General features: G+C 72.1%; 10 protein-coding genes and 1 pseudogene. 3 read left to right on the plus strand and 8 right to left on the minus strand.

Features of this window, described 5'->3' with window-relative positions; all coding sequences use genetic code 11:
• From ABD120_RS37975 to ABD120_RS38010, 8 genes and pseudogenes are all read right to left on the minus strand, one after another.
• A pseudogene (locus ABD120_RS37975) lies at window positions 1-503 on the minus strand (hypothetical protein); the annotation flags it as partial.
• A gap of 37 nt (window positions 504-540) precedes the next feature.
• Complete coding sequence (locus ABD120_RS37980) at window positions 541-1,410, minus strand: NAD-dependent epimerase/dehydratase family protein (protein ID WP_343955218.1); 870 nt, start codon at window positions 1,408-1,410, stop codon at window positions 541-543.
• Entirely contained in the window at window positions 1,407-3,611 is a 2,205-nt protein-coding gene (locus tag ABD120_RS37985; RefSeq protein ID WP_343955219.1) for an FAD-dependent oxidoreductase, read from the minus strand. The genes ABD120_RS37980 and ABD120_RS37985 overlap by 4 nt, the downstream gene beginning before the upstream one ends.
• On the minus strand, window positions 3,611-5,830 hold the full coding sequence (locus ABD120_RS37990) for a hypothetical protein (RefSeq protein ID WP_343955220.1): 2,220 nt from the start codon (window positions 5,828-5,830) through the stop codon (window positions 3,611-3,613). The genes ABD120_RS37985 and ABD120_RS37990 overlap by 1 nt, the downstream gene beginning before the upstream one ends.
• A gap of 20 nt (window positions 5,831-5,850) precedes the next feature.
• Entirely contained in the window at window positions 5,851-6,699 is an 849-nt protein-coding gene (locus ABD120_RS37995) for a carbohydrate ABC transporter permease (RefSeq protein ID WP_343955221.1), read from the minus strand.
• On the minus strand, window positions 6,696-7,613 hold the full coding sequence (locus ABD120_RS38000; protein WP_343955222.1) for a carbohydrate ABC transporter permease: 918 nt from the start codon (window positions 7,611-7,613) through the stop codon (window positions 6,696-6,698). The genes ABD120_RS37995 and ABD120_RS38000 overlap by 4 nt, the downstream gene beginning before the upstream one ends.
• Complete coding sequence (locus ABD120_RS38005) at window positions 7,610-8,977, minus strand: ABC transporter substrate-binding protein (protein WP_343955223.1); 1,368 nt, start codon at window positions 8,975-8,977, stop codon at window positions 7,610-7,612. Before ABD120_RS38005 ends, ABD120_RS38000 begins: the two co-directional genes overlap by 4 nt.
• 259 nt (window positions 8,978-9,236) lie before the next feature.
• On the minus strand, window positions 9,237-10,208 hold the full coding sequence (locus tag ABD120_RS38010) for a LacI family DNA-binding transcriptional regulator (protein ID WP_343955224.1): 972 nt from the start codon (window positions 10,206-10,208) through the stop codon (window positions 9,237-9,239).
• A gap of 160 nt (window positions 10,209-10,368) precedes the next feature.
• Here ABD120_RS38010 and ABD120_RS38015 point away from each other — a divergent pair, with 160 nt between their 5' ends.
• The 3 genes from ABD120_RS38015 to ABD120_RS38025 all read left to right on the plus strand — a co-directional run.
• Window positions 10,369-11,511: a mandelate racemase/muconate lactonizing enzyme family protein gene (locus ABD120_RS38015; RefSeq protein ID WP_343955225.1), complete on the plus strand. Its 1,143-nt coding sequence runs from the start codon at window positions 10,369-10,371 to the stop codon at window positions 11,509-11,511.
• Between the two features lie 112 nt (window positions 11,512-11,623).
• The gene (gene dxr, locus ABD120_RS38020) at window positions 11,624-12,826 is read left to right on the plus strand and encodes a 1-deoxy-D-xylulose-5-phosphate reductoisomerase (RefSeq protein ID WP_343955226.1); all 1,203 of its coding nucleotides are present in this window, start codon (window positions 11,624-11,626) and stop codon (window positions 12,824-12,826) included.
• 10 nt (window positions 12,827-12,836) lie between these two features.
• Window positions 12,837-13,107 (plus strand): flavodoxin-dependent (E)-4-hydroxy-3-methylbut-2-enyl-diphosphate synthase (locus ABD120_RS38025; RefSeq protein ID WP_343955227.1); only part of this gene is annotated, 271 nt, incomplete at its 3' end.

The raw sequence follows: 13,107 nt of genomic DNA on the forward strand, positions 1-13,107 counted from the left end.
ACGCCCCGGACACGGCGGTGATCGATCTCGATCTGCCGGGCGGCGGCCTGGCGGCGGCGGGTGACCACGCCCGCCTTGGCGCCGGTGAGCTCCGGCGCGGCGCCGAGACTGGAGGTGTCGCCGCGCAGGCCGCTGAGCAGGCTGTCCTCGGTGACGATGCCGAGCAGGTCGATCGGCAGAGCGGCGGCCATGCGCTGCGGGGTCCAGTAGCCGAGCACGCTCCGCTGTTCGGCGGGGGTGCGGGCGGCGGCGCGCTCGACGACGTCGGTGCGCGGCGCCGTGCGCTCGACCCGGGCGGCGGACCTGCCGGCGGATCCGCCGACGGGCCGGCCGGCGGATCCGGAGGCGGGCCGGGCGGCGGATCCGGCGGGCTCGGTGTGGGAGCCGGGCCGTACGGCCCAGGGGTCGGCCGGGGGGCCGGCCGGCGCGGCGCCGAGCAGCGCCGGGCCGACGAGTCCCGCGATGAGTGGAGCGGCGGCAAGCACGGGGGTGCTCAGGGTCATGGACCCCGAGTCTGCACTACGAAGGGTGCCCTTGTGGCTACTTTCGGTAGATGGCTTTATCTGCCCCGAGGGTCAGCACGTGCTCGGCGGTGAAGCCCAGCACGTCCCGCGCCGCCGACAGGTCCACGGGCACCGTACGGCCCGGCAGCGGGGCCCGCAGCTCGGCGTCCGGGTGGTAGCGGCGGACCAGCGCCTCGGTCGGCTGGGGCACCAGCGTCTCCGGCGCGCACACGCACACCACCCGCGCGCCCGGTCCCTCCACACTGAGCGCCAGCACGCACGCGCGGGCCGCGTCGCGCGTCTCCAGGTAGGCCCAGTAGCCGCGCGCGTGCAGCCCCGGGTCGGCCGCGCAGCGGGCCGCGAACGCGTTCAGCCGCTCCTCGAAGCCGCCCACGTACGGCAGTCGCAGCGCGACCACCCCCATGCCGTGACGCCTGGCCATCGTGTGCGCGGTCAGCTCGTCCACCTGCTTCGACAGCGCGTACGGGTCCTCGCACCACGAGGGCGCGAAGGCGTCGACGGGCAGGTAGGCCGGGTGCGGGTCGCTCGCGGCGAAGGCCAGCCCGTCGGCCGCCAGCGAACTGGCCACGCACGCCCGCCGCACCCCGGCCAGGCCGGCCTGTTCGAGCACGGTGAACGTGGCCTGCGTGTTGACCGCGAACACCGTCCCGGCGGGCAGGTGCTCAGGGGTGGGGATCGCCGCCAGGTGGACGACCGCGTCGGCGCCCGCGAGCGCCTCCCGCACCGCGACCGGATCGGCGGCGTCGCCCTCGACGACCCGGGCGGCGGGCAGCCCGCCCGGGTCCTCGCGCTCCAGCGCGACCGCCTCGGTGCCCTGGGCGGCGAGCAGGTCGAGGACCGCCCGGCCGATCCGCCCGCCCGCGCCGGTCACCAGCACCCGTCTCATGGCCGCTCCTCGTAGACGCGCACCGCCACCAGGTGGGCGGAGGGGGCGCCGTTGGTCGACTCGACGACGATCCTGAGGCCGGTGGCCGTCACGGGCGCGGCCAGGTCGTGGACGTTGCGGCGGCGCCGGTTGCCGCGCAGTTCGGCTACGGTGCTCCAGCCGTCCGCCAGCAGCGCCTCCACGCGGTAGTCCCGCACGAGCGTCGGCATGGTCTCGAACGGCGTGCGGTGGTGGTGCAGGTTGATGAGGTCCTCGTTGACGTCGTCGTCGGCGAGGACCTCGACCCGGCCCACCGTCACCGGCCGGGGCCAGCGCAGCTCCAGCGTGGCGGGCAGCGACTCCGAGACCCACATGTGCGGGCCCGCGTAGGGGCGCTGGTAGCCGTCGAGCGCCCGGTCCGGCGCGAACGCCCGCGTGGGGCCGGTCTCCACGCAGAACGTACGGCGCAGCAGCCCCTTGTCCACCCATTCGCGCAACGGCTGCGGCCGTTCGTCCTGGGGTCGCAGCGGTACCCGGGTGAGGCACAGCACGCCGGGTGTGGGCCGGTCGGCGACGTACAGGCTGACCTGTGGGTTTGCCCTGACCAGCAGGAAGGCGTTGCGCGGCGTCTCCGGCCGCCAGTCGAGCCCGAGGTCGGCCCACTGCTTCTCGCCCGCCGTGAGCCGCACGTCGCGGGTCTCGACGAGGTCGCGCGGCACGTAGTTCTGTCCGAGCGCCGGGTCGTGCAGCTCCACCGTCAGCGTGGTGTCGGCGGCGGCGTCCACCAGCAGGCGCACGCCGCTCAGGGCCGGGTCGGCGGGCAGGACGAGACCGGCGTCGGCCGCCAGCGGCCAGCGCTCGTCCGGGGTGCCCGCGACCAGGCGGCCCAGCGTGCTCGACGCCGACACGTCGGCCTCGCGGGCCAGGTCGGCCGGGTCGTCGAGGGGCACCCCGACGACGGAGGCGTCCTCGCGCAGCAGCGCCCGGCGCAGGTCGGCGACCGGCAGGTCGCGCGGGCGCAGGCCGGAGGCGGCGCAGAGCGCGGCCGCCGTGCCCGCCGCCTGGCCGATCGTGGCGCACGTGGCCATCACCCTGGTGGAGCCGAAGGCCACGTGCGAGGCGGAGATGTTGCGCCCGGCCATGAGCAGGTTGGGCACGTTGACCGAGTACAGCGAGCGGTAGGGGATGTGGTAGACGCCGTCGGCGTAGCGCTGCTTGGCGCCGTCCTCCTCGGCGTACATGCCCTGGGGCGGGTGCAGGTCGATCGACCAGCCGCCGAAGGCGACCCGGTCCTCGAACGGCGTCTGCCCGAGCACGTCGTGCTGGGTGAGCACGTGGTCGCCGAGGAAGCGGCGGTACTCCCGCTTGCCTGGCAGCGCGCCCACCCACTCCAGCGTCATCGTCTCGGCGTCGAAGCCGCCGGAGTTCTTGATGTGGTCCCAGATGCCGTAGACGACCGACCACAGCTCGTCGCGGATGCGGTCGTTGTCGTGGACGGTGTCGAGTTCGCCGCCGAACTCGATCCACCAGTAGGCGCAGCCGTTGTCGCCCGCCCGGATGATGCGGCGCTCGGGGATCGAGGTGCGGGTGATGTCCTTGGCGAAGGACGGCGGCACGTACCTCACCGGCTCGCCGGCGTCCTTCGTGTAGAACAGCAGCGTGCTGCCGAGGGTGATGTCGTCGGGCAGTTCCGGGGCCCACGGCTCGCCGTACTCCTGCCTGCCCTCCCTGCCGATGCGGTGGCGGGCGCCCGCGAGGTGGCCGACCAGGCCGTCGCCGGTGCAGTCGAGGAACAGCGCCGAGGTGAAGACGATCTCCCGCTCCGAGCCCATCATCCAGCCGGTGACCGACTCGATGCCGTGCTCGCCCGCCGCGACGTGGCGGACGTCGGTGTTGAGGAACAGCGAGATGTTCGGTTCGGCCCGCACGAGGTCGAGGACGGTCGTGTCCCAGAAGTACGGGTTGCCGTGCGGGTTGCGGTACTGGTTCTCGACGAACAGCTCGCCCATGATGCCGCCCTCGCGGGCGTGGTGGTTGCGGCCGTGGCCGGTGGCGCCGCACACCCAGACGCGTACCTCGCTGCTGGAGTTGCCGCCGAGTACGGGACGGTTGTTGACGAGGGCGACCGTACGGCCCAGCCGGGCGGCGGCGACGGCGGCGCAGACCCCGGCGAGCCCGCCACCCACCACGGTTATGTCATGATTTATGGTTTCGTGTCGCATTAGCTCAATCCGTAGTAGAAGCGGGGCGCCCCGTCCAGCGTCAGCGTGGCCTGGCCGCCGGTCACCGGCACCCAGGTCTCACGGCCCAGGCAGTCGACCACGTGCACGTTCGCGCTCCTGGCGGGCAGCGTCACCGGCGTCTTGGTCGGCCAGTGGTCCACCCACGCCTCCTTGTGCGGATACCACTGGTCGGGGCCGTGGTCGGCGTTGAGGAGGTAGCCGTCCTTGCGCGTCCACAAGATGGAGAACTTGTCGAACAGCAGGCCCTTCACGTCCGGGTCGGCGAACGTCAGCCACCGGATGAAACGGGCGCCCTCCAGCGTCCTGGTGGCCGTCGCGAACGCCAGCAGCGCCGCCTTGACGCTGGTGTCGCGGTTCAGCAGCCCGAAGTGGTACTCGGGGTTGTCCGGGTCGGCCTCCTGCGGGTGGTGGATGGTGCTGTCGTGCGGCTGGTACCAGTTGAGGCCGTCCACCCCCTCCGACACCGCGAGCGCCAGCGTCAGCAGCACGTTCTCCGCCGCCTGCCGGTGGTTGTCGTTCCACCACCGGTTGGGCCTGGTGCACGCGTACGCCTCGGTCAGCCACAGCTCCTTGCCGCCGCCGTGGGCGTCCACGGTCCTCCTGGCCTCGCGCAGCGAGCCGAGATAGTTCCAGTACGTGCCGTTGTCGCCCAGCTGCCACTCCGACGGCGGCGGCGCGTAGTCGGGGGTGAAGTTGCCGCGCCCCGGATGGAAGGCGAACACGTCGATCAGCGGCCAGCCGCCCGCCTGGTGGAAGTTCGCCGTCCAGTTGACGTCCATGCCGCCGAGGCCGCAGTTCATGAGCTTGATGCCGGAGCCGGAAAGCCGCTCGTGGATCGGCCGGAGGCCGTCGCGCACGTACTCCGCCGCCTTCTGGCCCGACATCCACGGCTGGTTGAGCTCGTTGGCCACCTCGAAGTAGCGGGCGCCGGAGGCACGGGCGACGCCCGCCTTCTCGTCGGCCCAGGCCGCGATCTGCTGCGGCGTGCCGTTGAAGATCACCCCGCCTAACTGCACGTTGTGCTTGATGCCGAGCGCGTCCAGTTCGGCGGGGGAGTGGCCGGGGGCGCCGTCGTAGGCGATGCGCACCCACTTCACGCCGATGCGCTGCATCAGGGTGCCGACGGCCGCCTTGTCCGGCTGGAGCATCCACGCGTAGTTCGCGATGCCGAAGCGGCCGTCGGCCCGGTAGGTGTGCGCCTTGAGGGTGGCCAGGTTGGTGCGCGCGAACACCTCGTCGGCCCCCGCCACCGCCTTCACCTCGGTGAACACGATGCCCTGCGGGGCTCCGGCCACCGTGAACTCCGCGTCCCACACGCCGCCGGGCGAAAGCGTCTTCGTCACCGTCCCGCCGCCGACCTGGTCGCCGTCGAAGTCGCGGGCCCACCATTCCAGGCGAACCTGGCGCTGGACGGCGGCGCCGTTCACGACCTGCGCGCGCAGCGCCATGGCGGCGCTCTGGCCGTACAGGCCGAAGGGCTGCTCGCTCCACACGTCCACGCTGAGCGGCGACCCGGAGCCGAGCGCGTTCGCCGCGGCCGGGCGCATCGCGCCGAGGATCAGTTCGGCCTCCGTCGCGCCGTCGGCGCCCGCCGGCGCGTGGATCCAGCTCGCGTTCGTGAAGCCCGGCGTGGTCTTGGCCAGCCTGAAGTAGGCGCTGGTGTCCGTCCAGGTCTCCTGGTAGAGCGCCCCGGCGTTCACCTCGTACGGCACCCCGCCGCGCGGGTCGCGCGTCCACCGGGTGGCGGGCACGTACCGCTCCGGCGCCGACGGGGCGAGCAGCGTCCTGGCGAACATGTAGCCGCTCGGCGTGAGCGTGGTGCTGCCGGTGACCTCCCAGCGCAGCCGGGCCCGCCGCGCGGAGACCGTGAAGATCCCGCGCACCTTCACCGCCTGGGCCGCGGCGGCCATCGTGTAGTCGACCTGGATGGCCGGCCTGCCGTCCACGGTCACGAGCGTCGGGGTGCCGCCGAAGGTGCGCTGCTGGCCCAGCACACTGTCCTTGATCATGAAGTGCGGGATCCTGACGCGGTCGGCGGTGTCGCGCACGACGATCGTGCCGTCCGCCTCCGCCGTGAGCGTGATGCCGTCGGCGGAGATCGACAGCGGGGCCGAGGCCGCGACGACGGACCCGACCAGGGGAGCGGCGACGGCGGTCTGGATGAGGGCGCGGCGGGAGAAGGAGGGGGTGTCCGGCATGGCATTGCCCTTCGTTGAGATCAACCCTTGACGCCGGTGAAGCCGAGTCCGGCGACGATGTACTTCTGGAAGACGAGGAAGACCAGCACCGGCGGCGCGAGCGCCATCGCCATGGCGGCGATGAGCTCGTCCTGCGGCGCCTGCTCGGCCAGGTTGGCCAGCGCGACGCTGATCGGCTGCTTGTCCGGGTCGGTGATGGCCACCAGCGGCCAGATGAAGTCCTTCCAGCTGTGCATGACGGCCAGCAGGCTGATGACGGCGAGGACCGGGCGGCTCATCGGCAGCACGATCCGGGTCAGCAACTGCCAGGTGGTGGCGCCGTCGATGCGCGCGGCGGCGAACAGTTCGGCGGGCAGCGCGTCGAAGAAGCGCTTGGCGAGCAGCACGTTGAAGGCGTTGGCCCCGGCGGGCAGCCAGACCGCCCAGTACGTGTCCACCATCCCGAGGTCGATGACGGTCAGGAAGAGGCTCACCATCGAGACCGTGTAGGGCACGAACATCGTGGCGAGGATCGCGCCGTACACGTACCGGCCGAACCACGGCCGCAGCACCGACAGCGCGAACCCCGCCGTGACCGCCACGACCAGTTGCACCGCCCACGAGCCGCCGACCACCTGGAGCGTGTTGAGCAGGTAGTGGCCGACACCGAGGTCGGACCACGCGGTGGCGAAGTTCTCCGGGCGCGGGTCCGAGGGCCACGGCGTCAGCGGCGAGGAGACCAGGTCGGCCGACGGCGAGAGCGCGCCCTTGACCGTCATGTACAGGGGCCCGAGGCCGATCGCCGCGAGCAGGGCGAGCACCGCCCACTGGATCGAGCGCAGCGCCGCCCGAACCGCGGGCCGGCGTTCCTCCACGGCCGAGATCATCATGACGCGCTCCAGCTCCGGGTGGCCCGCAGGTACCCGGCCGACAGGACGCCGAGGACGATCGCCAGCAGGAACGACAGCGCGGCGGCCTGGCCGTACTCGCCGTCCTGGAAGGCGTAGCGGAAGATCAGCAGCAGGACGGTCAGCGTCGCGTTCTCCGGCCCGCCGCCGGTGAAGACGTACGGCTCGGTGAAGACCTGCATGGTGTTGATGAGCTGCATGAGCAGCAGCAGCCCGATCACCGGGCGCAGTTGCGGCAGCGTGATGTGCCAGATGCGGGCGCGGATCGAGGCGCCGTCCATCTGCGCCGCCTCGTACAGCTCCGACGGGACGCCCACGATGGCCGCCAGGTAGATGAGCACCGCGCCGCCCATCCCGGCCCACGTGGACTGCAGCACCAGGCTCAGCATCGCGCTGTCGGGGGAGTCCAGCCACGGGTACGGCCCCAGCCCCACGAGCCCGAGCAGTTCGTTGAACAGTCCGCGGCCCGGGTCGTAGAACCACTTCCACAGCAGGATCGCCACCACCGGCGGGATCACGACCGGCAGGTACACGAGGAAGCGGTAGACCCCGGCGCCGCGCCGCAGGGTGGCCATCGCCGTCGCCAGCACCAGGGGCGCGGGGAAGCCGATGACCAGCGCGAGACCGACGAACACCAGCGTGTTGACGACGGCGGTGCCGAGCAGCGGGTCGGCCAGGAGCGCGGTGAAGTTGGCCAGGCCGACCCATTCGGGTGGATCGACCAGGTTGGTCCGCTGGAAGCCGATGAGCAGCCCGTGCACGATCGGCCACCAGGAGAAGGCGCCGAAGACGAGCAGGGCGGGGATCAGGAAGACCAGCGCGGTCAGCGCGGTCCTGCGGGCGTTCTTACGCGACGGGCCGGGCACGACGGCCTGCGCCGCCGGGTGGCCGTTCATCGCTGGGCGGCGGCGAGCTTGGTGTTGACGTCGGTCTCCGCCTTCGCCAGCAGCGCGTCCACGTCGGCGTCCCGGTCGGTGAGCACGGCCTGCACGACGGTGTCGAGGACCGCGTACACCTGCTGGGCCTGCACCGGCGGCTCGGGCTTGAGCTCCAGCGCGGGCGTGCCCTCCAGCCAGGGCGCGAAGTGTTCCAGCTTGACGTTGACGTACGGCTTGACCGCCGCGTCGATCTCAGCCTGCTGCGCCGCGTCGAACATCGGCAGCGTCGGCACGCCCACGGCCGACTGTGGGTCGGCGGCCAGTTGCTTGGCGCGCTCGGCGGCGACGCCCGGGTCGTGGGCGGGCTGGGCGTAGGCGAACAGCAGCCACTTCACGGCCGCCGCCGTCTTCTCCGCGCTCACCGAGCGGGGCACCAGGTAGACGTCGCCGCCGGTGAGCGTGGCCCGGCCGCCCGCCTGGGGCATCGGGCCGATGCCGAAGGCGTCGGTGTCCGCCATGCCGTAGGTCATCTTGGCCAGCCGGTAGGTGCCCGGCGTGCCCATGTACATGCCGATCTCGCCCGCCGCGAAGCGTTTGATCACGTCGTTCTGGTCGTTGAGCTGGTTGCTGCCCATCGAGTCGTCGCTCCAGCGCATCTCCTTGAGCAGGGTGAGCGCCTTCCTGGCCGGGTCGGCGTTGAACGCGGCCACGTACTTCCCTCCGGCGTCCTTCTCGATCTCGCCGCCGTGGGCGTAGGTCAGCATGGCCAGCTGCCAGCCGCCCTGGTTGCTCTTGGACTCGTGGACGAACCCGGCCTTGCCGGTACGCTCCGCGATGCGTTTGGCGGCGGCGCGGACCTCGTCCCAGGTGGCGGGCGGTTTGCCGGGGTCGAGCCCGGCCTTGGCGAACAGTGCGCGGTTGTAGACCAGGCCCTGGGCGAAGGGGGCCTGGGGCACGCCGTACACCTGTCCGGCGGTGTCGCTGAGCGGGCGCAGCACCTGCGGGTTGAACTCCTTGTAGTGCGCCCACTTGGCGAGTTCGGCGGTGAGCGGCTGCACCTGCTTGCGGGCGATGAGCCCCTGCGGCTCGGTGAGCGGGACCCGGATGACCTCCTCGGAGCGGCCGCCGGCGAGCTTGGCGGAGAAGGTGAGCGGGTCGAACACGGTCGTGGAGCCTTTGACCTCGATGCCGGGGTGTTGCTTCTCGAAGTCGGCGACCATCTTCTCGAACGCCGCCAGGCCCGGCTTGTCCGTCGCGGGCGGCATGCCCTGCACGCGGATGGTGACGGTGCCGGACGCTCCGGCCCCGGTGGAGGAGGATCCGCACGCGCTCAGCACTGTCGCGAGCGCCGCGCAGCCGAGAAGGGCGGCGGTGTGTTTCATGGTGACTCCCGCATTCACGTCATCGCAGGATCGATAGGTCATAAAGAGCAGGTGGTACGGCGGAGCCGCATCGCTGGGGGCCGTGTCGGATGGGCATTGATCGATGGGCACCGATCGATGGGCACTGTCGAGTAGGCGCCTGGGGCGGGCGCCGACGGTGTGTCGGCGCGGAGGACCGTCGGGAAGGCGCGTCTGGGAGGGGGTGTTTCAGGAGGCGCGTGGGGGACGGGTACGTCAGAGGGGCGTCGGGGACGGCGCGTCAGCGCGGGGCCGGGCCCGTGGAGGCGCGCGGGACGAGCCGGGAGCCGATCTCGACCAGCCGCCCGGACCCCCGGCCCGCGATCGTGTCGACGAGCAGGTCGGCGGCCTGGGTGGCGATCTCGTCCGCCGAGATCCGGATGGTGGTGAGCGACGGGGTGGACGTGGCGGCCAGCAGCGTGTCGTCTATGCCGATCACGCTCACGTCGCCGGGGACCCGTACGCCGAGCTGGGCGAGCTGGTGGAGCACGCCGAGGGCGACCAGGTCGTTGTGGGCGACGACGGCGGTGGCCTGGCCGGAGGCCACCAGTGTCGCCGCGTGCAGGCCGGTCTCGAAACGGGGCTCGTACGGCCCCAGCTCGACCAGCGACAGTCCGTGAGGCTCGAACGCCTCCCTGATCGCCTTGCCCCGCTCCATCTCGGGGCGGGAGCAGTCGACGAAGGCGCAGCGGGTGTGGCCGTAGGCCCGCAGGTGCTCGGCGGCCTGGGCGATCCCGGCGCCGAGCGAGACGCGTAGTTCGGGCAGGCCGGGTACGTGCCGGTTGACCAGGACGAGGGGGATGCGCTCGGCCAGGTCGCGCAGCCGCTCCTCGCCCAGCGTCGAGGCCCACAGGATCAGGCCGTCCACCTGCTTGGAGACGGCGGCGATGGTCTCGCTCTCGTCGGACTCCCGCTCGTCGGTGTCGGCGGCGAGGACGGTGTAGCCCTGGCGGCGGGCCCTGGCCTGCATCGCCTTGACGATAGGCGGGAAGAAGGGGTTGGCGATGTCGGGGATGATCAGGCCCAGCGACCCGGTACGGCCGCCGCGCAGCGAGCGGGCGGCGGGGTTCGGCGTGTAGCCGAGCCGGTCCGCCGCGTCGAGCACCCGTCGCAGCGTCTGGGCCTGCACCTGGTCGGGTGCGGTGTAGACGCGGGAGACGGTCGAGACCGAGACTCCGGCCGCGCTGGCCACTTCCCTGATCGTCACCGCCATGCCCGGACCTCCTGTCGTGCTGGTACGGAGGATGTTCGCAAACGTTCCCGCAACCCGTCAAGAGCCCAATAACCACGAAAAATCAGGATCTGTTGGGTTGCTCTGTGAAATGTCATGATGTGGTGCTGAGATTCTCGGGAACGTTTTCACAGGAGCCTTCATGAAGATCACCGGTTGGGAAGTGCTCACCCTGCCCGACGGCGGCGACAGTATGATGTTGCTGGTCATCGACACCGACGAGGGTGTGCACGGCCTCGGCGAGGTGGGCATCAGATCCCGGCAGAAGGCCGTCGCCGGCGGCCTCGACCACCTCTGCGAACTGATCGTCGGCGAGGACCCCACCCGCATCGAGCATCTGTGGCAGGTGATGTTCCGGCGCGGGTTCTTCCCCGCCGACCGGTTCCTCTCCGCTGCCATCGCCGCCGTGGACGTGGCCCTGTGGGACATCAGGGGCAAGGTGCTCGGCGTCCCCGTCTACGAGCTGTTCGGCGGGCGCGTGCGCGACCACGTGAGCGCCTACACCCACCTCGGCGACGACTACCACGACCTCGACCGGTTCCTCGCGCGAGCCCGCGACCTCGCCTCGGACGGCTGGCGGCACCTGCGCTTCGCCGTACCGCACACCGCCGACGGCGTGCTCGACCAGCGGGCCGCCATGCGCGCCGGGATCGAGCTCTTCCATCGGGTGCGCGAGGCCGTCGGCGACGAGGTCGAGCTGATCCTCGACGTGCACACCCGGCTCGACCCGCCGGAGGCCCTCACGCTGTGCCGCGAGATCGAGGCGGCCCGGCCGTACTTCGTGGAGGATCCGCTGCGCAGTGAGGGCCTCGACAGCTACCGCATGCTCCGCGCCCGTACGGCGGTGCCGCTCGCCGCGGGCGAGCAGTTCGGCTCGAAGTGGGAGTTCCAGCGGCTGGTCGAGGCCGACCTGATCGACTACGCCCGGGTGGACGTCGGCGTGGCCGCCGGGCTGACCGAGGCCAGGAAGATCGCGGCCATGTGCGAGGCCCATTACATCAAGCTGGCCACCCACAACCCGCTGGGCCCGGTCACCGCGGCCTCCTCGCTGCACCTCAACCTGGCCACGCCCAACGTCGCCGTCCAGGAGCACCAGGCCCAGCCGGACCCGCTCGCGGACGAGCTGTTCACGGCCCGGCCGGTCATCGCGCACGGCCGCGTCGAACTCCCCGAACTGCCGGGCCTCGGCGTGGACATCGACCGGGCGGCGGCCCGGCGCCTGCGGGCCGTCGCCGCCGAGCGCCCGCACCTGCGCGCCTCGGACGGGGCCTTCACGAACTGGTGAGGACCGCGCCCACCTGACAAGCCTTGCCCCAGACCCGGTGAAGCCGCGCCCACCTGACAAGCCTTTCACCGTCCCGGTGAAGACGGGGGAGCGGACGGGCCAGAATGGAAGGGTGCATGCAGACCTCTCCCGCCCTGTCGTGGTCCTCGGCTCCACCGGCTCGATCGGCACCCAGGCGCTCGACGTCGTCGCCGCCAACCCCGGCCGCTTCCGGGTGGTCGCCCTCGCGGCCGGCGGCGGCCGGGTCGACCTGCTCGCCGAGCAGGCGGCGCGCTTCGGCGCCGAGGCGGTGGCGGTGGCCGACGCCGAGGCCGTACCCGCGCTGAAGGACGCGCTGGCGGCGCGCGGCGCGCACCCCGAGGTGCTGTCGGGCGCCGACGGCGTCGCCGAGGCGGCGACCCGCGCCCCGGGCGAGGGCGAAGGCGAGCCGCTGGTGCTCAACGGCATCACCGGCGCGCTCGGGCTCACCTCCACGCTGGCCGCGCTCTCGGCGGGCCGTACCCTGGCCCTGGCCAACAAGGAGTCGCTGATCATCGGCGGACCCCTGGTCAAGCGGCTGGCCCGGCAGGGGCAGATCCTGCCCGTCGACTCCGAGCACTCGGCGCTGCAGCAGTCGCTGTGGGCCTGCGGGCCGGGCGGCTACGACCCCGAGAGCGTGCGCAAGCTCGTCGTCACCGCGAGCGGCGGCCCCTTCAGGGGCCGGAGCCGGGCCGAACTCGCCGACGTCACGCCCGAGATGGCCCTCGCGCACCCGACCTGGTCGATGGGGCCGGTCATCACGATCAACTCCGCCACCCTGGTCAACAAGGGGCTGGAGGTCATCGAGGCGCACCTGCTGTTCGACATCGGCTTCGACCGCATCGACGTGGTCGTGCACCCGCAGTCGATCATCCACTCCATGGTCGAGTACGTCGACGGCTCCACCATCGCCCAGGCCAGCCCGCCCGACATGCGGCTGCCGATCGCGCTCGCGCTCGGCCACCCGCACCGGGTGCCCGGTGCCGCCCCCGCCGTCGACTGGACCACCGCGCACACCTGGACCTTCGAACCGCTGGACGACGCGGCGTTCCCGAGCGTCGCCCTGGCCCGCCACGTGGGCACGGAGGGCGGCACCGCGCCCGCCGTCTACAACGCCGCCAACGAGGTGTGCGTCGAGGCGTTCATGCGCGGCGAACTGCCCTTCCTCGCCATCGTCGACACCGTGGCCGCCGTCGTCGAGGAGCACCGGCCCGGCCCGGCCGATTCCGTCGAGGAGGTGCTGGCCGCCGACGCCTGGGCGAGGCGGCGTGCCGGTGAGCTCACCGGCGTTGCCTAGACTGGGTGGCGTGACTTCTGTAGCACTCGGCATTCCGACGGTCCGCCCCAAGCCGCTCGCCGAACGCCGCCACTCCCGGCAGATCATGGTCGGAAACGTCGCGGTGGGCGGCGACGCGCCCGTCTCCGTGCAGTCGATGACGACCACCGTCACCGCCGACATCAACGCGACCCTTCAGCAGATCGCCGAGCTCACGGCCTCGGGCTGCCAGATCGTCCGCGTCGCCGTGCCGTCGCAGGACGATGCGGAGGCGCTGTCGGTCATCGCGAGGAAGTCGCAGA

Origin of the sequence: Nonomuraea longicatena (genome assembly GCF_039525605.1) — a bacterium.
In the GTDB taxonomy this organism is placed as follows: domain Bacteria; phylum Actinomycetota; class Actinomycetes; order Streptosporangiales; family Streptosporangiaceae; genus Nonomuraea; species Nonomuraea longicatena.

Excerpts from the sequence above, each read along its gene's own strand:
- ABD120_RS37980 (WP_343955218.1), bottom strand. The coding sequence starts at position 1,410 with ATGAGACGGGTGCTGGTGACCGGCGCGGGCGGGCGGATCGGCCGGGCG.
- ABD120_RS37985 (WP_343955219.1), bottom strand. The coding sequence starts at position 3,611 with ATGCGACACGAAACCATAAATCATGACATAACCGTGGTGGGTGGCGGG.
- ABD120_RS37990 (WP_343955220.1), bottom strand. The coding sequence starts at position 5,830 with ATGCCGGACACCCCCTCCTTCTCCCGCCGCGCCCTCATCCAGACCGCC.
- ABD120_RS37995 (WP_343955221.1), bottom strand. The coding sequence starts at position 6,699 with ATGATGATCTCGGCCGTGGAGGAACGCCGGCCCGCGGTTCGGGCGGCG.
- ABD120_RS38000 (WP_343955222.1), bottom strand. The coding sequence starts at position 7,613 with ATGAACGGCCACCCGGCGGCGCAGGCCGTCGTGCCCGGCCCGTCGCGT.
- ABD120_RS38005 (WP_343955223.1), bottom strand. The coding sequence starts at position 8,977 with ATGAAACACACCGCCGCCCTTCTCGGCTGCGCGGCGCTCGCGACAGTG.
- ABD120_RS38010 (WP_343955224.1), bottom strand. The coding sequence starts at position 10,208 with ATGGCGGTGACGATCAGGGAAGTGGCCAGCGCGGCCGGAGTCTCGGTC.
- ABD120_RS38015 (WP_343955225.1), top strand. The coding sequence starts at position 10,369 with ATGAAGATCACCGGTTGGGAAGTGCTCACCCTGCCCGACGGCGGCGAC.